Source organism: Idiomarina piscisalsi, from assembly GCF_002211765.1.
GTDB classification, from domain to species: Bacteria; Pseudomonadota; Gammaproteobacteria; order Enterobacterales; family Alteromonadaceae; genus Idiomarina; species Idiomarina piscisalsi_A.
Window position 1 is genome coordinate 1,835,987 of the sequence record NZ_CP022133.1, and the last position, 21,354, is coordinate 1,857,340.

Genomic DNA, 21,354 nt, shown 5'->3' on the forward strand with positions numbered 1-21,354 from the left:
GCAAGTTTATAACCGTTAAGCATGTTATAATGCAAGCCATTCAGTAAAATTCAATGAAACAAATTATGGCGTTATATTTTTCTTCCCGCAGTATCCCACAACTTAAGTCATACAGTTTTACTGAGCGTGCAATGATTCTATCAATCGCTCAGGAGAAAATGCCAGTTCCACGCCGCTTAATTTGCAATTTAGCGAAACTGGTGCCTATTTGTGTCATCTTCTTTTTAGTTGTAGAAGTTGAAGGATGGTGGAAGTTGTTAGCGCTATTGGTGGCCGGTATCGGTTACCCGTTATTCACACAGCCTATTAATATCAATATGTCGATGCCTTATATTGATAAAGCCGTTAAGCAGTTTGAGGCTCAGCGCTCACAATAAGCTCTTTGCCATAGCAGCGGCAATGCAAGCGATGTAACGACTCTAATTGATGCGTGCGATAATTCGCGTGTTTCCAAATACCCAAGGCTAAGTCTGGCTTGGCACTGGGCGATGGCTCTAGTTTGTCACCAGCCTGCGACCATTGCCAATGACCGGTTTCTGTATCAAGTACACCGACCATGATATCGAAAGCGGTTCTCACCTGAGAGTGGCAGAGCTCAATATTCAGGTGCTCAAACAGCATTCCAGGCTGCACCAAAGTATTGTCCATACCTGATAAATACTGCCGTATGACCGGATCGACTAAGGTTTTCAGTACCAACAACGGTACCAGGTTTTGCTCGGTTGCATTTTGCGCCGCCGCCATAACCACCAACACTTTGCCATTTCCTAACGAACGATAATCAACCCAGGCAGGTGTTGTGTCTGCCAGATGAGTCGCACACTCAAAGTTATACACACCAACTCTCAACGGACTTTTAGGCAGTAATTCTTCAGTCAGCTTCCCGGCTATCATGTCGTCCTGATAAATGACATCAATGTGTGCATCAAGCTCCCAAATGTCATGTAGATAAGAGTTTTCGAGTTCATGTCGTTCCAGACAATGTCCGATAGCACTGTCCAACACATCAAGACTTTGTAATGGTTTAACAAGGTAATCCCAGGCACCAAGGCGCACTGCTTCACGAATATCTGACATTTTTTCAGATGCGGAGATAACAATAATTGGCAAATGAGCACAAACTTTTAGGAGTCTCTCTATGACTTCCAGGCCATTAATGTCCGGTAGGTTTAAGTCACAAAGTACAACATCTGGACATTGCTGTTCACAAAGGGCAACCCCTTGTTGCCCGGCACCAGCGCAGCACACGTCATAGCCATGCTGGCAGAGATACTCTTTCAGCATGGACTGGAATACTAAGTCATCTTCAATAACCGCAACGTGCGCTTTCGACATGGTTCAACTCTCTTCGCTCACCATGTCTTAAGCATTGTTCAGGAATAGAGATCCGTCAACGTGACTCGTCGTCAAAATCCTCAAAGTCACCGTCGAAATCATCATCAAACTCTTCGAAGTCACTGAAATCATCTTCCGGTAAGGGGGGATTCCCATCGTAGACCTGATCTTGCCAACGTTGATAATAAACGTCTTTAACGAAAGAATATGGGTCGAGCGAGTTCTCCAATACCTGTTCCTGGTCACGTAAGCGTATACGCATTTCGAGACCTTTCACCGTGTAGCGAAGCACATCGACCGGCCAAGTCAGTGACGGGTATGGGAAATATTGTCCGTCAGCGTAGTCACCACCGCGATCAACAATAACGGTCGGCCCCAGTAACGGCAGCATAACGTAAGGCCCTTCAGGCACACCCCAAACGGCCAGCGTCTGGCCAAAGCTCTCTTCTTTTTTCTCCAGACCTATTGGCGTGGCCACATCAAAAAGACCCACAAGCCCAACTGTCGAGTTAATTAAAAATCGCCCTAGCGATATGCCTGCATCGCCTAACTTCCACTGCAAAATATTGTTCACAAAAGAGGACGGCTCTTCTAAGTTCTCAACGGCATTATACAGTGACGTACGAATAGGCTGAGGTACATCATCATAAACATTTGCTGCAGGCTGAATGACCACTTCGTCAACATCGCGGTTAAATTCCCACATGCCGCGGTTAAAGTCCTCAAACGGGTCGCGCGGGTCGGCATAAGGATCTTCCGGAGTCGATGAGCACCCAACTAACAATACTGAGAAAAGTAACAATCCGTATTTTTTCATTCTTGAATCCGTGTTGATAAAGTCACTGTCGCGGTTTGATTCGCCTTAGCTTTAATAGTCACTGTCGGCGCTTCCAGATCACCCGGCTCTGCTTCAATATTTTCATCTTGTGAAACACGAGCACGAACTGTCCACTCATCTAAGTCAGACAGTTTGTGATCCGGCAACATGGCGTTAGCATTAGATAACGTATAAGTGACAGGGAAGCCGTCGACTGGCTTCCGAACCACAGCCGCCGGCATAGGCGCATCGTTCCCGGTAACATAGACAAACAGCGTTGCGCTTTCAGGGAGAGACTCCTGAATGGCAGCATCAATATTTACCGTAACGGTCAAAGTGATTCCTGCATTGGCTTGCTGTTGCTTTGCATCGGCTAACGCGTTCTGTACTGCCACGTAACGCTCTGAGCCAGGCGATAATTGTTCCTGCAGCAGTTCCCAGGCTTGAATCGCCTGCTCCCAATCCTGTTGTTCATACGCCACGAAGCCCAGTAGCGACAATGCTTCTATATTCGCGGGATTCAACTTTAAGGCGCGTGCCAGTAAGTTAGCTGCTTTCGCTTTATTTTGTGCTGAACCGGACATAAGTAGGAAGCGACTATAACTCACCAGCGTGTTGAGTCGTTCAGGCTCTAAATCCAATGACTTTTGAAACGCCTCGTCCGCTTCTTCCGGAGCGCCAATATCCACCATTAGACCAGCATATATCCACCAGGCAATAGCATCATCCGGGTCGCTCATTAGCTTCTGGCGAAGACCCAACGCGAACAAGTTAAGCTCTTCAGGTTCAGCTGCCTGAGCTTGTTCACTTAAAAGCTTTTTACCCAGTTCAGGCAAGCGTTCGCGTGCCTCTGCCGCTTGTTCCTGTAACTGCCAACTACCAAAACTCCAATACAAAACAACCGATATAACGACGACAATGGCAGCGGGTAAAACAAGCGGCGCGGGACGCCAGTCCACACTTTCTTCGATGTCTTTACTGTCATTCACAAAGGTTTTATCAAGTTCCTGTTTGGAATAGTCGAACTCTTCGTCAGATAAGCCGTGCAAAGAACGCTCTTCTTCAAGCTCAGCTAAACGTTGCTCGTACCAGCGCCTGTTCTCATCCTGCCTTTTTTGAATGCGGCGCTGTTTCCCTGTCGCCAATAAAACAAAAACGACAGCAACTAACAGCATCAACAACATTACGATGATTAAACTAGTCATTGTCGTTATTCCTTAACCGATCTAATTGAGCACGTTCTTCTGGGGTCAGGGCGGTTTGCTCTTTTTTCTGACGAGTTAACACAACCGCAACGCCAATACCGATAATTACAATAACCAAAGGCCCAAACCAAAGCACCGCTGTCGCGGCCGTAAAGGGGGGCTCGTAATGCACAAAGTTACCGTAACGCTCGACCATAAAGTTGATAATTTCCTGTTTCGACTTACCTGCCTTCAGCATTTCATAACTTTTATCCCGCATGTCTTCAGCCAGCGGCGCATTAGAGTCAGCAATGTTTTGATTCTGACACTTCGGGCAGCGCAACTCTTTAATTAACTGTTGGTAGGTTTCCCGCTGTTGCTCGCTGTCAAACGAGCGCGTTAGGGTATCTTGCGCTGTTGCACTAAAAACAAGGACGCTTAGCAGAGTAGCCAAAAGGAGTAGTCGATTCATTGCGCCTCCCGCTTCAGCTGTTCATAAATGGGCTTCAATGTGCTCTGCCAGTTACGCGCATTCACATCGCCAACATGGCGATACCGAATAACGCCCTCTTCATCAATAAAGTAGGTTTCGGGCGCGCCATAAACACCAAATTCAAAAGCCACATTCCCTTCTGGGTCAAACAAATTAATGGTGTACGGGTCGCCTAAGGTGTTCAACCAATTCACTGCTTTTTCTCGCGAATCGTCTTTATAGTTCAAGCCAACAATAGGAACCCCCTGCGCAGCGAGTTGGTTCAAAAACTCATGCTCGGCACGACACGTTGGGCACCACGTCGCCCACACATTCAACAACACCGGCTTACCTTTTAGCACGGATTCGTCATAAGCTATGCGAGTGTCGTAAAGGTCGACGCTTTCAAACGCGGGTACCGGCTCGTTAATTAGCGCCGAATCGAGTTTTGTCGGGTCACTCCCCAAGCCTTTTAACAAAAAGACGGCTAGTGCAATGAATAAAATGAGCGGTGCAAAGAGTACAACCCAGCGAAGGTTCTTATTCATATAAACCTCCATCCTTACGTTGTCGGTAGCGTTTATCGGCCATCGCAAACACACCACCTACAGCCATGATAATGGCACCCAACCATATCCAACGTACAAAGGGCTTGACGTAAAAGCGTATTGCCCAGGCTCCATCCTCTAACGGTTCGCCCATGGCAATGTAGATATCTCTTAACAGGCTGGCATCGAGTCCCACCTCTGTCATGCTGGTTCGCTGCACTCGGTAAAAGCGCTTTTCACTGGTCACTTCAGTAACAAGCTCACCATTTTTTGTCACGGTGAACTCCCCCGCATCGGAGTCGTAGTTAGGCCCTTCCCTGTGGTCTAACAAATCAAAACTGACGTTGTAGCCAATAATTTCAACCGACTCTCCCGGCGCCAGAGCAATATCACGCTCTTGTTCATAATGCGACACTAACGTAATACCAATTAAAGTCACGGCGAAACCAATGTGACCCAGTACCATGCCCCAATGACTCCCCGAGAGGCGAGTTATGCCATACAACCCCTGCTTACGTTGCTTGACCGTTTGCTGTACCTCGGTCAACGTGGCAAGGCCGACCCAGAATGCCAGAAATAGTCCAATAACTACCATGGCCGGTAGATCATCAGCCCATATTTTCGGGAGTACGTAAGCAAGGACAATGGCAAGACTAAGCGCCAACGCAATCGGTTTTAATAGCGGCTTAAGTGCCTGTCGACGCCAGCGCAACAGAGGCCCCAGCCCTACCATCAGAGCAAATGGAATAACAAGCCAGCTGTAGACACCATTGAAAAACGGTTCACCAACTGAAATGCTACCCAAACCAATTTCTTTATGAATCAAAGGCAGCATAGTCCCCAGAAAGACGACTGCCATTGCCGCCATCAATAATACGTTGTTCCCTAGCAGCATGACTTCGCGGGAAAATAATTCGTATCGGCTGTAGCTTTGCATTTGTCCCGCTCGCATGCCGTATAAAATTAAAGAGCCGCCAATAACCAAGGCTAATAGCACCAGAATAAACAAGCCACGGGTTGGATCAGATGCAAAAGCGTGTACTGAGACCAAAACGCCGGAGCGAACCAGGAAAGTTCCCAATAGGCTCAAACTAAAGGCCGCTATTGCCAGTAATACCGTCCAAGACTTAAAGCTGCCTCGCTTTTCGGTAACCGCTAACGAATGCAACAAAGCGGTTCCAACCAGCCAGGGCATAAAACTGGCGTTTTCAACAGGGTCCCAGAACCACCAGCCGCCCCAGCCGAGTTCGTAGTATGCCCACCAGCTGCCAATCGCAATTCCCAGCGTCAGGAATATCCATGCCGCTAATGTCCAAGGGCGTGACCAACGCGCCCAGGCCGCATCAAGCTTACCCGATATAAGCGCCGCAATGGCAAACGCAAAGGCCACCGAGAAACCGACATACCCCATATACAATAACGGAGGATGAATGATCATGCCCGGGTCTTGTAATAATGGGTTTAAGTCACGCCCATCCACGGGAATCAACGGTAAGGCGCGATCAAACGGGTTCGACACCGTCAACATAAACAAGTAGAAGCCAATGCTGATTAAACCAAGAATCGCTAACACCCGCGCCACCATTGGCAAAGGCATAGAACGTGAAAACAGTGCTACCGCCGCAATCCAGCCGGCCTGCATCAGCATCCAGAGGAGAAATGAGCCCTCGTGTGAGCCCCATACCGCTGTTACCCGATAAGCAACCGGCAAGTCTGAGTTAGAATTAGCTGCCACATAAGCAATACTGAAGTCATTGCTGACAAAACCCCACACTAATAAGCCAAACGCCACAGCGGTAAAGAAAAATTGCCCTAGAGCAAAAGGTCTTGCCAGTGACATCATGCCACCGTGGCCTTTTATTGCCCCCCAAAGCGGGTAAAACGCCAGCAAACAAGAGAATGCCAGCGCGATAGCAATCGCGAGATGGCCTGCTTCCGCTATCATTGCTCACCATCCTCGTAAGGTTTATTTGGGTTTACGTGCTTAATGCCTTTCATTTTTTCAGCCAGCTCTGGTGGCATATACTCTTCGTCGTGCTTTGCTAATACTTCCGAGGCTTTCAAAACCGTCGGTTCAACGAGCTCACCTTGCGCAACAATACCTTGCCCTTCGCGGAATAAGTCCGGAAGAATACCTTGATACAGCACCGTAATTTCAGGACCTGTATCCGTAATATTAAACGACACTTCCAGAGTTTTCGGGTCGCGCTCAACCGAGCCTTCAACGACCATTCCGCCCACTCGCATCCGTTGCCCGACTTGCGGTTTTTGTTTGCCGTCATCGGCACCTTCGACGATTTCACTCGGTGTATAAAACAAATCAATACTTTGGCTTAGCGCGTATAGCATCAGCCCTGTCGCTATAGACACCCCGAACACTAAAATCAGCACCCAGGTTAATCGTTGTTTACGTCTTGGATTCATACGTCTCTCCTACTGCGACACAGGCCGTTGGCGCTTGGCCAAACGCTGCTGACGATTTTGCAATTGCTGACTCTTTTTCTTCAGGGATTGACGAGCGATAGCGGTTTCCAATGCGACCAGCGCGATAACGACAAAGCTCAAGAAAAAAGACAGCCAAACATACAAGCCGTAGCCACCCATAGTAATAAAGTCCTGAAAACTGTCGAATGCCATCACTTTTTCTCCAGTTCATGTTGCGCCCAGGGGCGGCCTAATTCGTGTCGTAGTATCTCATTTTTTAACCGCATCATCACCAGTGAAATGGTTAAAAACAGGAAGCCCGCCAAGCATATTAATAACGGAATAAGCATACTGGTCGCTATCGAAGGTCTCTCAAACTTGGTAATGGTCGCTCCCTGATGCAAGGTGTTCCACCACTCGACGGAGTAATGAATAATAGGCAGGTTAATTACCCCAACAAGTGAGAGTATGGCTGCGGCTTTCGCGCCCGTTCTGGCGTCATCAAACGCAAAGTACAGCGCCATAACGCCAATGTATAAAAACAGGAGAATAAGCTCGGAAGTGAGACGTGCATCCCACACCCACCAAGTGCCCCACATCGGCTTACCCCAAATGGCTCCGGTTAGTAGTGCGACAACCGTCAACGCAGCGCCAACCGGAGCGATTGCCGGAATTACCCACTCCGCTGTTTTAATTTGCCATATCAGTGCTATACCACCCATTATCGCCATACCTGAGTAGGCGCCCATCGAAAATATAGCCGCGGGCACATGCAAAAATATGATTCGATAACTGTCGCCTTGTTGGTAGTCAGACGGCGCAAAAGCGAGCCCCCAAACCACACCAACAGCCAAAGAGATAAAGGTTAATGCTGCAAACCAAGGCAGTAACTTGTCCACCAGTCGGTAGGTCGCTTCAGGCTTTGCATAAGGGTGTAACCATCGCCACATATTAATTCACACTCATTTTTATGCCCGCTGCTATCGCCAGCGGAGACAATGTTATGGTTAAAACAGAAATAGCCGCCAGAATAGCCAACTGGCCGTGGACTGCAAGCCCCATAGAGGCATTTTCAACAGCGGCAGTGGCAAAAATCAGTAGCGGAATAAATAATGGAATAAGGATAAGACTGATAAGGGAGCTGCCTCTTTGCACCTGCAGTGTCAGTGCCGCACCAATTGCTCCAAGTGCACTCAGCGCTGGCGTGCCCAGTAGCAGGCTGAGCGCTAGCGCCCACCAACCTTGCAGTGGCAAACTCAACAACAGCGCTAGTAGTGGGGACAAAATAACGAGAGGTAATCCAGTCAACAACCAGTGCGCCATCACCTTTGCGGTTGCCGTAAACGCCAGTGGCTGAGGCAATAAACACAACTGCTCCAGTGTGCCGTCCTGAAAGTCATCTTTAAATAAGCGTTCTAAGCCAAGCAAGCTGGCCAACAGTGCCGCCACCCAAATAATTCCCGGCGCAATACGCGCAAGAATATCAGGCCCAGGCCCGACGCCCAGAGGGAACAACGTCACCACCATCAATAAAAAAAGCAGCGGATTTAAGGCGTCACTGCGTCGACGTGCGGCTATGCGCAAGTCACGCTTGAGTACCGCAAACCAAACCTGTCGCATGGAAGCGTTAATCATAAGCCACCTCATTGTCCATTTGCGAAGTCAGGCTCAAATCAATCAGTTTGGGAGACAAGTTCGACAACGTCAGTGACTGATGTGACGTAAAAATAATACAGCCGCCGTCACTCAAATGCTCTGCGAAACGCTTTTGCAGTAACCCAACCCCTTGCACATCTAAGGAAGTAAAAGGTTCATCCAGAATCCACAGCTTTGCCTTATTCGCCCATAATCGGGTTAAAGCGACCCGGCGTTGCTGACCCGCCGACAAACGTCCAGTCAGTTCGTCTTCCAGACCCAGCAGCCCTAGCTTCTCCAATAAGTCCCAGCCATCAGTATTGGGGTTAGCAGTGAGTTGCTGTTGCCAATAGAAGTTTTCTAATGCGGTAAGTTCGCCTTTTACAGCGGCTTTATGACCAATAAACAGCAATTGCTGACAGTAATCCTGCCAAGCGTCGCGCAAATCAGAGCCGTTAAACTGAATACGGCCCTCTGTGGGGTCTAAAAGCCCGGCCAGCATTCTCAATAACGTCGACTTGCCCGCGCCATTCGGGCCAGTTACCTGCCATAACTCACCAGGGTGTAACTGGAAGCTCAGATCATCAAACAATACTCGACCACCACGCGTTGAGCTAAGCTGCTCGGCATGCAACAGTGGCACTTTGGCGGTAGTTTCTTGTGTCATGAGGATTTTACTACTGAGCCCTTACTGGTAAGCTGACGCAAATGCCACCGAGTCTACCATAAAATTTGAGTAAAGCGCATGGCTGATATCACGCAACTGTTACAACAAATGCTGAACGCTCCAGAGCGCTCTATGGCTCGTATTGATAAGCAAAACGTCGCAACACTTGCACGCATTTTAACCGGCGCGAATACTGCAGATAACCAGTCTGCTTCAACCGTCAGCAAACCAACCTTGCAAATACCAGCGTCTATACTCACGCCGCAAACCGGAAATAAAGCTCAGCAAACTTCGCAGCCGCAGATACAAGGCGCCAGCTGGCAATGGCCGAACCCACCAAAAGCGCTGTTAGCGCAACTTCCCGCTAAACTGGCAAGCAGCACACAACTGCGATTACAAATATCCATGCCGCAGGGGAGCAAGCCGGTTGTACAGATCGTCATTAGCCAACCCACACCCATTCCGCAGGCGCAGCCGGGACAACAGAAGCAAGTCACGCAAGCACCACAAGGAAGTACCGCAAACACACAAGTTGGCAAAGTTGAAATACCGATTACACAGTTGCCCCCCAAGCTCGTTAAAGCGCTGCTGAGCAGCACACAGGCCTCGCAACTACTCAACGCAACTCAAAATCCCGGAGCAACACAGCCAGCAGACAAGGCTCCGCTCAACGTAGCTCAACCAATTCAGCTTTCGCGTGGTATTGCTATTAAACAGGCGCATCAGTTGAGTCCGCAGCAGTTTCAGCAGGCGCTACAAACACTGATCACTCAAATGAAAGCACAACTTTCTGCGCAGCCATCAGTGCCTCCCAGTAATGCGGCAAATGCATCATTGAAAATTCCTGAATTGTCTGCGCTTATTGCCAAAATCAACACCAGTGTCAATACAGCGACAACGTCAGGTGCTAATGCAACCAATACGACGTCTGCGAATCAAACAGCACAAGCTGCACAGACCGCCGCAACCTTAACTGCAGCTTTGCGCTCACCCTCTAATGCCATTGAACAGCTCATAAAAGTCGTGTTACAACAACAGCCCTCTGGCGAATCCATGCAGCGCCCGGAAGCGTTACAGCGTTGGGTTAGCGACTGGTTTGCCGCCCGTCCGGTCAGTGTGCAGTCAAGTCAGCAAATGGGGTCACTTGGTCAAATGCTAATGACGCTGCTGGGGCTGAGCTTACAACAGAACAGCCAGCAACAAAGCACCGCACAAACAAGTTTGCAATCATTGCCAAAGCAATTCACTCAAGCACTAATACAACAGGTGTTAAACCCGTCCCCTGACGTTGCCGGTGATGTACGCGAGCGCATTAATCAACTGTTGCTGCAATTGCCTCAGCAGCAACTGCAACGACTGCTACAGTTATTCACTGGCGTACTAAATTCAGCCCAAAGCGCTCAGGCACGGCTACAAGACTCGCCGATGCAGCAGCCTGAGTATTTCATTTTGCTGCCGACCGACCCACAAAAGGCGGGACAAAACGAGTTACTTATTCGCCCGGAGCGAGAGCCCGATACGCCGGAGCAGGAGGGTCGCACGTTATGGCTTTTCACCTTACGCTTTGAGTTAGAAGCAACAGGCGCTTTACTGGTTAAAGGCCGGTATCATCCGCAGGGCTCGTCAGTCGACTTTTATGCCGAGTCACCTTCAGCGCAAAACATTATCGAGAAACACCTGGAGCAACTGGAGAAGCGGTTGTCCGATTTAGAGGTTAACAGTGTGAAGTTTCGCGTTCAGCAAGGGCGAATTCCAGAAACCCTGGCGACACAACAAAGTGGCATTATTCGGGTGAAAGTATGACGGACAAAAAAGAGAAGCAAGCCATTGGGCTGTCGTATGACGGCTTTAATGCGCCCAAGGTTATCGCTCGCGGGTTTGACGAGCTAGCGGAAGAGATTATCGCCGTTGCCAAAGAGCATGGCGTGTTAGTTCATGAAGATCCGCTCTTGTCGGACTCACTTGCCAAACTCAATGTTGGTGATGAAATTCCGCGTGAGCTTTACATTATTATTGCGGAAATTATTGCCTTTGCTTATTTGTTGGACGGTAAGTTTCCGCGACAATGGGAGGAAGGTTAGCCTTTTCGCTGGTGCAAAGATACCAACAGTTCAGCTTCTGCCTGAGGTAGCTCGCACTCGTGCATCAGCTCTTCAACCGTTGCGCCACTGGCTACTAACTTACTTGCTCGATGATATAATTTTGAGCCCGGATCCTGCTCAGCCAGCTCCTGAAGTTTTTCCTGTAACCGACGTTGCTCGTCATTAAGTGTGGCAACTTGCTGTTCTAACTGCGCCAGTAACTGCTTTTCGGCGAAGTGAGTCTCTGGTTTCGTCTCATTCAGCTGCTCTTTTAAGGAAAGCACTTCGGTCGCTGTTTCGGTGAGCATTAACAAGCGTTGTTGCTGACGCTCAATAAGCTCAGCCTGGCGCCGCGATGTCATAATAACAGCAATCAACGCAATCAGCGCCAGCCCGAGAGCCAGCGCTGATATTGCAATAAGCCAAAGTGTCATGGTTAAAGCACCCGCTCGCGATTAACCCAAACGAGAAATTTCATCCCACTCGTCATCCGTCAGCATTTTATCCAGATCAACCAAAATCAGCAGTTCGTCATCTCGGTTGCTGACGCCTTGAATGAAACGGGCACTCTCATCGGTACCCACATTCGGTGCACTGTCTATTTCAGACGTCTTCAGGTAAACCACTTCGGCAACACTGTCGACCAAAATACCGATGACCTGCTTTTCAGACTCGATAATAACAATACGTGTGTTATCCGTTACTTCAGTTGGTTGTAGACCAAAACGAAGACGAGTATCGATAACCGTCACCACATTACCACGCAGGTTGATGATACCCAGTACATAGTTCGGCGCTCCGGGCACTGGCGCTATTTCGCTGTAGCGAAGCACTTCCTGAACCTGCATGACATTAATGCCATAAGTTTCATCGTCAAGCTGAAACGTGACCCACTGCAATACTTTATCGTTACTGTCAGCGTCCGTTTCATTTTTGATAGCGCGATTATCTTTACTCATGTTTCACTCCGCCATGCGTTATTTATCTTGCTGGATATGTCCCAGACCGTTATCCAGAAGTGTAATCAATGCGTTTACATCGAGCAATGCACACATTCTGTCACGAACCACTCCGGCCAGCCACGGCCGTTTATTACTGCCTTCTTTCCGCCATTGAATGGCTTCGGGTTGCAGTGGTTCACTAGTCACCAATTCTTCACACAACAGTCCCCATGGGCTGTCATTTAACGTTATAAGATACTGGTAGTCTAATGATTCTTCCAGCTCTTCCGTGTATTTCTCCGGCATCACCCAACGAGCGGTATCGACAACCTGCAGCTTGTCTTCACGCTCTGTCATTATGCCTTTAAACCATTTTGGCTTACCCATCAGCGGGCTGATTTTTCCAACCTGATGAATGCCACCTAAACTTTTCAGTGGCACCGCCAGTGTTAAACCCGCTACTTTAAAAAACAGCGCCTGAAAGTCGTCTTCCATGTACTCAGACATGGCATCTGGTTGAGGCTCTTCTTCCGCTGGAGCCACTTCCTCAACATCTGTGTGCGTTGCGACATCTGTCTCGTCATCAACGCTCTCTTCAGTTTCTTCGACTTGTTCAGTGACAACGTCCGGCTCAACCTGAGTATCCGCTTCTACCTCGACCTCAGTCTTAGCAAGCGCCTCTCTAGTATCAGTATCGTCCGCTTTTACAGAAACTAAAGGCAATAAGTCTTCATCTCTGTTCAAAGTCACCGACTCTTGTTCGGTCACTTGTTGTATTTTCGGCGCAGCCTGCTCGAGCAGTTTCTTCACAGGCTCGTTATCAAACTCAACCACCTCATCCTCAAGCAGTAACGCATCGAGGTACTCGGTCATTGCCTGTTCACTGCTGGAGTGTTTGCTGTTCATAACTTAGCGACGCTCCATTTGTTGTAAGTGAATAAGCAATGATTGATAGGCCAGCACACCTCGCGACTTCGGCGCATACAGCGATGGTGGTGTCTGTTCATTCGACGCATCGCGGAATTTGGTATCGATAGGGATCATGCCGTTCCAAACCGACTTACCGTACCGGCCAACAAGCTTCTTATACGTCTGTAATGACGCATTGGTTCGTTTGTCGTACAAGGTTGGAATGATAGTATATGGCCGCTCTTCGCCACGTGACTTCTGAATGAGCATAAGCGTACGCATCATTCTGTCCAAACCTTTCAACGCCAGGAATTCCGTCTGCACCGGAATAAGCACTCGATTACAACAGGCTAATGCGTTCACCATGAGCACACCAAGCACCGGCGGGACATCAATAAGCACATAATCGTACTCATCAGCAACAGAGGCTAAGCCTTTTTTTAACACCAGACCCATTCCGCCTTGCGTACCAAGCTTTCGATCCAGTGTCGCTAACGCCATGGTCGCAGGCATAATATTAAGGTTGTCAAACTCAGTCGGCAAAATGCATTGGCGCATCAGTTCGCGGTTAACGTCTTTACCAGCGCTGAATACATCAAAAACACTGTGAGTCAGCTCTTCAGAATCAAAACCAAAATAATAGGTCAGTGAAGCATGAGGGTCAGTGTCAATACATAAAACTCGCTTACCTTGTTCAGCCAATAGCCCCGCCAGAGCGACTGTTGTGGTGGTTTTCCCCACGCCGCCTTTCTGGTTAGCTACCGTCCAAACAATCATATACGCACCTTATTAAACGCCGCTGTATCCGACTTCTTTCATGATAGAGCGCGCCATATTATCCAAACTAATACTCTTCGTTGAAATACCCGCTGAGGCAACCGCTTGCGGCATGCCATAAACAACACAGCTGGCCTGATCCTGAGCCCAGATAGTGGCGCCTTGTTGTTTCAACATACGTGAACCTTCACGGCCATCAGCCCCCATCCCCGTCAAAATAACGCCTAGCACCTTGCCCATATACACTTTTGATAAGCTGGCAAAGGTCAAATCAACGCTCGGTTTGTAGGTAACACGTCCACTCGTGTCTTCTTTGACCCGTAAACGGGCACTGCCAGAGCGTCCTTCTACAACCAACTGCTTACCGCCCGGTGCTAAATAGGCGGTGCCGGGAGTGAGTACATCACCGTCTTCAGCTTCTTTCACGCGAATCTTACACAATCCGTCCAGGCGCTGAGAAAAAGCCTTAGTAAAAGCCGCTGGCATATGTTGCACCATCACAATGGGGTACGGAAAGTTGGCTGGCAATTGCGTTAGTATTTTCTGCAAGGCTACAGGACCACCGGTTGACGTCCCAATCGCCAAAATTTGATACGCACGATTAATGCTTAAAGAGCCTGCGGCATCTGCTAATCGAAACGATGCTTGACGCTGGCTTTGCCGTTCTTCATTACGTTGCCGAATACGATCCAGCGCCGACACGGGCTCTTTCGGCTTAGCCGGCTCAACGGTTCGGCTTGCTGGTGTACGCGTTATTGTCGGCGTTCTGGCAGCGGGTTGCTTGGCAATGGCCAGTACGCGATCTTGCAGCGTTTTAACTGCTTCATCACGGTTACGAGCGATATCTTCAAACTTCTTAGGTAAGAAGTCCGCAGCGCCAGCTTCTAACGCATTTAGCGTTGCCGTTGCACCTTCGTGCGTCAGTGACGAGAACATTAAAATGGGGCAAGGGTTGCTGCCCATAATGGTTTTTACCGCATCAATGCCGTTCATCACCGGCATTTCAATGTCCATGGTAATAACGTCAGGCTTTAACGCTTTTGCTTGCGCTACCGCCTCCTCGCCATTATTGGCTGAGCCAATGACTTGAATATTTGAGTGTGCTTCCAGAATCTCGGTTACTCGGCGTCTGAAAAACGCCGAGTCGTCCACTACGAGAACTTTAACTGTCATGAACGGTGTGTCCCGTTATCGTTTAGCGTAATACTTCAGCATGCTTGGTACGTCAATAATCAGCGCAATACCACCATCACTGGTAATGGTTGCACCTGCCATACCTGGCGTGCCCTGTAACAGTTTATCCAATGGTTTAATAACCACTTCTTCCTGACCAATAAGCGCGTCGACCACAAAACCAACCTGCTGATTGCCAATCTGTACAACCACAACATGACCGTTTTCATTGCGGCTTGAGCGGTCTGGGTTTCTCACCAGCCAATGCTCGAGGAAGAACAACGGTATCGCACGGTCACGTACAATCAGTGTTAACTGACCATCGACTGTATTGGTGCGCTTCATATCCAAATCGATAATTTCGCTGACAACCGCCAGTGGCAACGCAAACGTCTGCTCTTTCACTGCCACCATCAGGGTCGGCAAAATAGCTAAGGTTAACGGCACTTTAATCAGTAACTCAGTACCTTTACCCAGCTCTGACTGAATTTTGACACTACCATTTAGCTGGCTGATTTTGGTCTTTACTACGTCCATTCCGACGCCACGGCCCGAAATATCAGACACTTGCTCTTTGGTCGAAAAACCAGCCGCAAAAATCAGGTTGTAAGCGTCTTCGTCGCTTAAGCGTGCTGCTGCGTCGGCATCTAAAATACCTTTATTGATGGCAATGCCTTTAAGCTTTTCAGCGTCCATACCCGCGCCGTCGTCTTTAATCGACAGCATAATATGGTCACCTTCCTGAGAGGCGGACAGCGTCACCGTACCCGCCCTTGGCTTACCGTTGGCCTCACGAACGTCCGGCATTTCAATACCGTGGTCAACCGAGTTGCGCACTAAGTGAACCAGCGGATCAGCCAACGCTTCAACGAGGTTTTTATCCAAGTCGGTGTCTTCGCCGAACATTTCTAAGTTAATTTCTTTTTTCAGGCTGCGTGCTAAGTCACGAACTACCCGAGGGAAGCGACCAAAGACTTTCTTAATTGGCTGCATACGGGTTTTCATGACGGCGCCCTGTAAGTCGCCAGTGACAACATCCAGGTTTGAAATGGCTTTGCCCATTTCGTCGTTATCAGAGTCGTCCGAATTGCTCAGACTCAATAAACGGTTGCGCACCAAAACAAGCTCACCAACCATGTTCATAATGTCGTCCAAACGTTTGGTATCGACTCGAACCGTGGTTTCCGCAGCCGGTTGCTGTGGTGCTGCCGGCTTCTTGTCAGCCGGTTTCTCTGCAGCTTTAGGCTTGTCTTCTTTTGCAGCTGGTTTAGGAGCTGGTTTGGCTTTTGGCTCTGGTTTTGGCGCCGCTTTTTTCTCTGGCTTAGGCGTCTCTTTTGGCTTTTCGTCTTTGCCGTTATCCACACTCTTCGTCGGTGCCTTGCCAGAACCATGCAGTTCATCTAACAGGGACTCAAACTCATCATCGGTGATTTCGTCACTGTCGGCCGGCTCTTCCTGTTTCTTCTCTGCGCTTTTAGGCGCCTTTCCTGAACCATGGAGCTCATCTAGCAACGACTCAAATTCATCATCGGTAATTTCATCGTTGTCATTATCAGCCGCGGCTTTAGGGGCATCGGCTTTCTGATCTGATTTGCCAACACCTGGGCCTTTGCCCTCACCGTGCAGCTCATCAAGTAAGGCTTCAAATTCATCGTCCTGAATTTCGTCTATGCCGCCATCACCTGAGCTTTCAGTTGCTTCTTCTTTAGGTGCTTCCGGCTCTGGCTCAGGTTCCGGCTCAGCTTCTTTAGACGGCGCTTCAATAGGCGCCTCGTCTTCAGACTCCGGCTGACTGAGCTTGTGCAGTAGCTCGAGTAATTTGTCATCGGCAGGGCTAATGTCTTCACGAGCTTGCACCTGTGCAAACTGAGCATTGATAGTATCCAGCGCTTGAAGAATCACGTCCATTAAGTCTGACGTAACCGTGCGCTGACCATTACGCAAAGTATCAAACACGTTTTCAGCACCGTGGCAGGTATCCACTAAGGCAGTGAGCGACAGAAAACCTGCGCCGCCTTTCACGGTATGAAAACCACGGAAAATCGCGTTTAATAAATCTTTGTTTTCTGGGTCGTTTTCTAGCTCAACTAACTGCTCAGACAGCTGCTCGAGGATCTCTCCCGCCTCGATCAAAAAGTCCTGCAGTATGTCTTCATCCATATCAAAGCTCATGCGACTGATGCTCCTAGAAACCTAAACTGGACAGTAAGTCGTCCACTTCGTCTTGCCCACCAACAACGTCATCACGTTTATCGGCATCAATAATTGGCCCTTCCGCCTCACTGGCACTTTTCTGCTTTGAAGATTCGGTTTTTTCAGCTTCTCTTCGAGCTTCTTCTTTGCCGAATATTTTTAACAGTTCAATGAGATTCTTCTCGACGTCTTCAACCAGTTGAATAACCCGTCGAATGACCTGCCCAGTAATATCCTGATAATCCTGAGCCATAAGTACTTCGGTCATAAGGCCATGCACTTGCGGCATATTTTCACCACAGCGCTTAAGTACATCATCGACCTGATGGCACAAAGACTTGAATTCATTTATCTCAATATCGTTGCTCATCAACCGATTCCAGACCGGCATGACACTTTCAACGCGCTGGTGCATGTCGTCAGCCATCGGCAAACACGCCTCTACCGCATCCATTGTTCGATTTGCGGCATCTTCTGTTTTTTGAATAACGTACTGTAAACGGTTTTGTGCATCAGGAAGATCATCTTCTGTCATCTGCACAATGCGAGGGTCCAGTTGGAAGTCCTGCAATGCTTCGTGGAGGTCACGCGTCAGCTGACCCACTGAAGTAAACAGTTTGTCGTTGCGACGATTGTATACGTCTTCCAGAAGTTGGTTGGCTTGTTGCTGCTTTCCCTCTTCGAGCAAAGACACAAGTTCTTGAGCCTGCTCGAGGGAAATATCATGGGCTTTATCAGACATGGTAATAGCCCTTTTAGCTAATGCGTTCGAAAATCTTGTCGAGCTTTTCTTTTAACGTCACAGCGGTGAATGGTTTTACGATGTAGCCATTAACACCTGCCTGCGCTGCAGCAATGATTTGTTCGCGTTTCGCTTCCGCCGTTACCATGAGTACCGGCAAGTGCGACAGATTATCGTCCTTACGAATTTCTTTCAGTAGATCGATACCTTGCATGCCCGGCATGTTCCAGTCGGTCACGACAAAGTCAAAATCGCCGTTTTGCAACATAGGCAGAGCCGTGTTGCCGTCATCGGCTTCCTGAATATTCGTAAAACCAAGGTCACGAAGTAAGTTCTTAATGATTCGTCTCATTGTAGAAAAGTCATCCACAACAAGAATTTTCATATTTTTATCCAAAGCACCCTCCACTGAGGCTCTCGATTACCACCAAAATTATTCAACCCAATTCTGCATTCGCGACTTGAGCCGCACCATTGCCTGACTGTGAATTTGACTAACGCGAGACTCACTCACGCTCAGCACTTCACCTATCTCTTTTAAATTCAATTCTTCATCATAATACAATGAAAGCACTAAAGCTTCACGCTCTGGTAACGAAGAAATTGTCGATACCAGGGCTTTATGAAACGCTGCATTTTCGACATCGCGCTGTGGCTCATACGCCGAACCCGTCACTTGCTCCGGTATAATCGCATCTTCAGAAACGCCTAAATCTTCAATACCGATGATTCGCCCTGAACTAACATCACGCAAAATAGCGTGGTACTCATCCAACCCAATGCCCAACTTGCTAGCGACTTCGGTGTCTTTTGCATCACGGCCGGTGTCATTTTCGACCTGTCGTATGGCTTCTAACACACGCCGATGATTTCTGTGTACTGAGCGCGGAGCCCAATCACCACGTCGAATTTCATCCAACATAGCGCCACGAATACGTATTCCGGCAAAGGTTTCAAAACTGGCGCCTTTGCTGTTATCAAAATTCCGCGCCGCTTCTAATAAGCCTATCATGCCCGCTTGAATTAAGTCATCGACTTGCACACTGGCAGGTAGTCTCGCCATCATGTGATGCGCAATGCGCTTAACCAGCCCCGTATGCTGTTCAATAATAGCGTTACGGTTGTCGGCTGTGGCGGCATAAGCGGCAGCTTTATTCATTGGCAACATCCCGCTTACTCCCGTTATCGGCAGAAGTTATCAATTGCTCAAGGAAAAATTCTAAATGCCCTCCTGCCTGAGCAGGAATTGGCCAGTCCAGAGCTTTCTTCGCTAATGCTTTAAACGCCAGTGACGCTGGCGATTTAGGGTACGCCAACACCATTGGCTGTTGTTTTCTAACGGCCAACCGCAAATTCTCGTCGTGAGGAACTATCGCTGCTAACTCTAATGCCACATCGAGAAAACGATCCGTGACCTTAGTCAACTTATTAAACAATACTTGCCCTTCACGCATATTACGCACCATGTTGGCAACGACTTTGAATTTAAACAGTCCTTGTTCACGACTTAGCACTTTTATGAGTGCGTAAGCATCGGTGATTGAAGTGGGTTCATCGCAGACAACAACAAGAACATCCTGGGAAGCTCGGGCAAAGCTGACCACTGTGTTTCCGATACCCGCTGCCGTATCCACAATAAGCACGTCGTAATTTCCCTGCAGTTGACTAAACGCCCGAATAAGACCGGCGTGCTCTGACTCACTCAAGTCAACCATAGAGCGGGTTCCTGAAGTCGCCGGCACGATTTTTATGCCCCCCGGCCCTTCAATTAAAATATCTTCCAGTTCGCATTGGCCGCTCAGTACATGAGACAGGTTGCGCTCAACACGCAAGCCCAGCATGACGTCGACATTAGCCAAGCCAAGGTCGGCATCAAGTACCAGTACTCGTTTTCCCTGCTTCGCCATAGCAATGGCCATATTCAGTGAGACGTTAGTTTTACCCACGCCACCTTTACCACCTGTGACGGCTATGACTTTTACTTTTGACTGTTTCATTCTTCGCAGACCGCTTGCTTGATCCATCGGGCGTATCTCTTATTTTACATCTTCGACAACAGCGTCATTGTATAACGGCTCACTCAGCGAGAAAACGCCGCATTCCAGTACGATTTTGGCACGTCTGATACCGAGGAACAAATGCTTTTGTCCATTAACCGCTCGGCTTCAGATACCAGGTAATTTGCATCAGCAACTTTAATGTCTTCCGGTACTTGCTGACCGTTGGTGACATAACCAACCGGCAGACCGTACTCAATTGCCACACTGATACTTTCTCCTAAACTTAAGCATTCGTCCAGTTTGGTAAAAATGCAACCCGACAAAGGTAGTGTTTTGAATTGTTTAACGGCGTCATTTAACACCTGGCTTTGTGAGGTTGCCGACAATACCAGGTAAGGTCGAATTCTCAGACGGGTATTTTGTATTAATTGGCCAAGTTGCTCGCTTAAGCGCTTGTCGCGCTGCCCCATACCTGCCGTATCAATTAAAATCAGGCTCTTATCACGTAGCGACAGTAATGAGTCCGCTAGCTCTTTTGCATCTTTTGCCACTTTTACCGGACAGCCAATAATACGTCCGTAAGTCTGTAATTGTTCACTGGCACCAATTCGGAAGGTGTCGGTGGTAATTAAAGCGACTTTGTCAGAGCCATGGCGCTGAGCGTAACGGGCCGCCAGCTTAGCAATGGTCGTAGTTTTACCAACGCCGGTAGGACCAACGAGTGCCACTGCACCGCCGCGTGTCAAAATATCGTCATTGGTGGTATTCAACTGACCTTCTAACAGATGCATGGTTTGCTCCCAGGCATCCTCGTCTGAGCTGCTTTCAGGAATAAAACAAGCAATCTGATCCGCGATGCGTTCACTCAACCCCATCGTCATAAGGCGTTGCATCAACATAGCGCGCACTGGCTCTTCGCGATCCATCTCTTGCTTCATGAGACCGCTTAACTGGTGCTCTAACAACTGGCGAATACCGTTCACTTGTGAGCGCAGCTCTGCGATTGCTTCCGAGTCATTGCTGTCCGGCGCATTCACTTGCTCAGGAAAGACATCCGCTTGTGAAGGCTCTTGTTGAGCCGATGCTGCCTGATGCGCCATTTGGTGATAAGCGTCGTGCTTTGCTGCCGTTTCAGGTTGACCGGTCATTTGTTCTGCCGCTTGCGAAGACACTGACGAAGGCGCGGCATTTTGACGCTGTAGCAATTCAGCCAACGATTGAGCCGGCGCTTCCGATTCTTGCTCTGCAGGCTGCTGTGTTGCCGTTGAGTGCGCTGCCATCTCTGGAGCCGCTTCTGGTGCTCGTGCGTCCGGGTCAACAGCCGCCACTAATTCAATACCACCATTCACCTTTTTATTGGATAGAATAATCGCATCAGCGCCTAAGGTTTCTTTAACCTGCTGTAAGCCTCGACGCATATCCTCTGCAAAAAAGCGTTTAATTTTCACAAGCGACT

At 48.7% G+C, this 21,354-nt stretch carries 25 protein-coding genes; 3 read left to right on the forward strand and 22 right to left on the reverse strand.

The features are described from left to right. The first annotated feature begins 65 nt into the window (after positions 1-65). The gene (locus CEW91_RS08880; protein WP_088769393.1) at positions 66-377 is read left to right on the forward strand and encodes a DUF6170 family protein; all 312 of its coding nucleotides are present in this window, start codon (positions 66-68) and stop codon (positions 375-377) included. Here the strand turns inward: CEW91_RS08880 and CEW91_RS08885 are convergent. The 11 genes from CEW91_RS08885 to ccmA are packed head-to-tail and all read right to left on the reverse strand — an operon-like array spanning position 346 to position 9,082. Further along, positions 346-1,335 (reverse strand): response regulator, encoded by a 990-nt coding sequence (locus CEW91_RS08885; protein ID WP_088768622.1) that lies wholly within the window; start codon positions 1,333-1,335, stop codon positions 346-348. The genes CEW91_RS08880 and CEW91_RS08885 overlap by 32 nt on opposite strands. Positions 1,336-1,390: 55 nt before the next feature. Continuing rightward, positions 1,391-2,152 carry an MlaA family lipoprotein gene (locus CEW91_RS08890; protein WP_088768623.1) on the reverse strand — a complete coding sequence of 254 codons (762 nt, stop codon included), beginning with the start codon at positions 2,150-2,152 and terminating at the stop codon, positions 1,391-1,393. After that, a complete protein-coding gene (ccmI, locus tag CEW91_RS08895; protein WP_088768624.1) occupies positions 2,149-3,357 on the reverse strand; it encodes a c-type cytochrome biogenesis protein CcmI in 1,209 nt (402 codons plus the stop codon). Before ccmI ends, CEW91_RS08890 begins: the two co-directional genes overlap by 4 nt. Then, the gene (locus CEW91_RS08900; protein ID WP_088768625.1) at positions 3,350-3,808 is read right to left on the reverse strand and encodes a cytochrome c-type biogenesis protein; all 459 of its coding nucleotides are present in this window, start codon (positions 3,806-3,808) and stop codon (positions 3,350-3,352) included. Before CEW91_RS08900 ends, ccmI begins: the two co-directional genes overlap by 8 nt. Beyond that, the gene (locus CEW91_RS08905) at positions 3,805-4,356 is read right to left on the reverse strand and encodes a DsbE family thiol:disulfide interchange protein (RefSeq protein ID WP_088768626.1); all 552 of its coding nucleotides are present in this window, start codon (positions 4,354-4,356) and stop codon (positions 3,805-3,807) included. Before CEW91_RS08905 ends, CEW91_RS08900 begins: the two co-directional genes overlap by 4 nt. Then, positions 4,349-6,301, reverse strand: coding sequence for a heme lyase CcmF/NrfE family subunit (locus CEW91_RS08910; RefSeq protein ID WP_088768627.1), 1,953 nt, complete (start codon positions 6,299-6,301; stop codon positions 4,349-4,351). The genes CEW91_RS08905 and CEW91_RS08910 overlap by 8 nt, the downstream gene beginning before the upstream one ends. Then, positions 6,298-6,780 (reverse strand): cytochrome c maturation protein CcmE, encoded by a 483-nt coding sequence (ccmE, locus tag CEW91_RS08915; protein WP_088768628.1) that lies wholly within the window; start codon positions 6,778-6,780, stop codon positions 6,298-6,300. The genes CEW91_RS08910 and ccmE overlap by 4 nt, the downstream gene beginning before the upstream one ends. 9 nt (positions 6,781-6,789) lie before the next feature. Next, a complete protein-coding gene (ccmD, locus tag CEW91_RS08920) occupies positions 6,790-6,993 on the reverse strand; it encodes a heme exporter protein CcmD (RefSeq protein WP_088768629.1) in 204 nt (67 codons plus the stop codon). Beyond that, complete coding sequence (locus CEW91_RS08925; RefSeq protein WP_088768630.1) at positions 6,993-7,730, reverse strand: heme ABC transporter permease; 738 nt, start codon at positions 7,728-7,730, stop codon at positions 6,993-6,995. The genes ccmD and CEW91_RS08925 overlap by 1 nt, the downstream gene beginning before the upstream one ends. A gap of 1 nt (position 7,731) precedes the next feature. Beyond that, positions 7,732-8,415 carry a heme exporter protein CcmB gene (ccmB, locus tag CEW91_RS08930; RefSeq protein WP_088768631.1) on the reverse strand — a complete coding sequence of 228 codons (684 nt, stop codon included), beginning with the start codon at positions 8,413-8,415 and terminating at the stop codon, positions 7,732-7,734. Continuing rightward, positions 8,408-9,082 carry a cytochrome c biogenesis heme-transporting ATPase CcmA gene (gene ccmA / locus CEW91_RS08935; RefSeq protein WP_088768632.1) on the reverse strand — a complete coding sequence of 225 codons (675 nt, stop codon included), beginning with the start codon at positions 9,080-9,082 and terminating at the stop codon, positions 8,408-8,410. The genes ccmB and ccmA overlap by 8 nt, the downstream gene beginning before the upstream one ends. Before the next feature lie 78 nt (positions 9,083-9,160). Here ccmA and CEW91_RS08940 point away from each other — a divergent pair, with 78 nt between their 5' ends. Together CEW91_RS08940 and CEW91_RS08945 are read left to right on the forward strand one after the other, a co-directional pair. Then, positions 9,161-10,885, forward strand: coding sequence for a flagellar hook-length control protein FliK (locus CEW91_RS08940; RefSeq protein WP_088768633.1), 1,725 nt, complete (start codon positions 9,161-9,163; stop codon positions 10,883-10,885). After that, the gene (locus CEW91_RS08945) at positions 10,882-11,163 is read left to right on the forward strand and encodes an EscU/YscU/HrcU family type III secretion system export apparatus switch protein (protein WP_053952938.1); all 282 of its coding nucleotides are present in this window, start codon (positions 10,882-10,884) and stop codon (positions 11,161-11,163) included. Before CEW91_RS08940 ends, CEW91_RS08945 begins: the two co-directional genes overlap by 4 nt. On the opposite strand, the gene CEW91_RS08950 is transcribed toward CEW91_RS08945, so the two are convergent. The 11 genes from CEW91_RS08950 to flhF are packed head-to-tail and all read right to left on the reverse strand — an operon-like array spanning position 11,160 to position 21,346. Further along, on the reverse strand, positions 11,160-11,597 hold the full coding sequence (locus CEW91_RS08950) for a DUF2802 domain-containing protein (RefSeq protein WP_088768634.1): 438 nt from the start codon (positions 11,595-11,597) through the stop codon (positions 11,160-11,162). The two genes, CEW91_RS08945 and CEW91_RS08950, sit on opposite strands and share 4 nt — an antisense overlap. A 21-nt stretch (positions 11,598-11,618) precedes the next feature. Continuing rightward, positions 11,619-12,122: a chemotaxis protein CheW gene (locus tag CEW91_RS08955; protein ID WP_088768635.1), complete on the reverse strand. Its 504-nt coding sequence runs from the start codon at positions 12,120-12,122 to the stop codon at positions 11,619-11,621. Positions 12,123-12,140: 18 nt separating this feature from the next. After that, a complete protein-coding gene (locus tag CEW91_RS08960) occupies positions 12,141-13,010 on the reverse strand; it encodes a chemotaxis protein CheW (RefSeq protein WP_088768636.1) in 870 nt (289 codons plus the stop codon). A gap of 3 nt (positions 13,011-13,013) precedes the next feature. After that, complete coding sequence (locus tag CEW91_RS08965; RefSeq protein WP_088768637.1) at positions 13,014-13,790, reverse strand: ParA family protein; 777 nt, start codon at positions 13,788-13,790, stop codon at positions 13,014-13,016. A gap of 12 nt (positions 13,791-13,802) precedes the next feature. Beyond that, a complete protein-coding gene (locus tag CEW91_RS08970; protein WP_088768638.1) occupies positions 13,803-14,963 on the reverse strand; it encodes a protein-glutamate methylesterase/protein-glutamine glutaminase in 1,161 nt (386 codons plus the stop codon). A 15-nt stretch (positions 14,964-14,978) separates the two neighbouring features. Further along, entirely contained in the window at positions 14,979-17,135 is a 2,157-nt protein-coding gene (locus CEW91_RS08975; protein WP_088768639.1) for a chemotaxis protein CheA, read from the reverse strand. 13 nt (positions 17,136-17,148) lie between these two features. Continuing rightward, positions 17,149-17,898 carry a protein phosphatase CheZ gene (locus CEW91_RS08980; RefSeq protein WP_088768640.1) on the reverse strand — a complete coding sequence of 250 codons (750 nt, stop codon included), beginning with the start codon at positions 17,896-17,898 and terminating at the stop codon, positions 17,149-17,151. A gap of 13 nt (positions 17,899-17,911) precedes the next feature. Continuing rightward, positions 17,912-18,295, reverse strand: a complete 384-nt coding sequence (gene cheY / locus CEW91_RS08985; protein ID WP_053953012.1) for a chemotaxis response regulator CheY — start codon at positions 18,293-18,295, stop codon at positions 17,912-17,914. Positions 18,296-18,331: 36 nt separating this feature from the next. Further along, on the reverse strand, positions 18,332-19,057 hold the full coding sequence (locus CEW91_RS08990; protein ID WP_088768641.1) for an RNA polymerase sigma factor FliA: 726 nt from the start codon (positions 19,055-19,057) through the stop codon (positions 18,332-18,334). After that, positions 19,050-19,922: a MinD/ParA family protein gene (locus CEW91_RS08995; RefSeq protein WP_053952947.1), complete on the reverse strand. Its 873-nt coding sequence runs from the start codon at positions 19,920-19,922 to the stop codon at positions 19,050-19,052. Before CEW91_RS08995 ends, CEW91_RS08990 begins: the two co-directional genes overlap by 8 nt. A 56-nt stretch (positions 19,923-19,978) precedes the next feature. Next, the gene (gene flhF, locus CEW91_RS09000) at positions 19,979-21,346 is read right to left on the reverse strand and encodes a flagellar biosynthesis protein FlhF (protein WP_088768642.1); all 1,368 of its coding nucleotides are present in this window, start codon (positions 21,344-21,346) and stop codon (positions 19,979-19,981) included. Between the last annotated feature and the right edge of the window lie 8 nt (positions 21,347-21,354).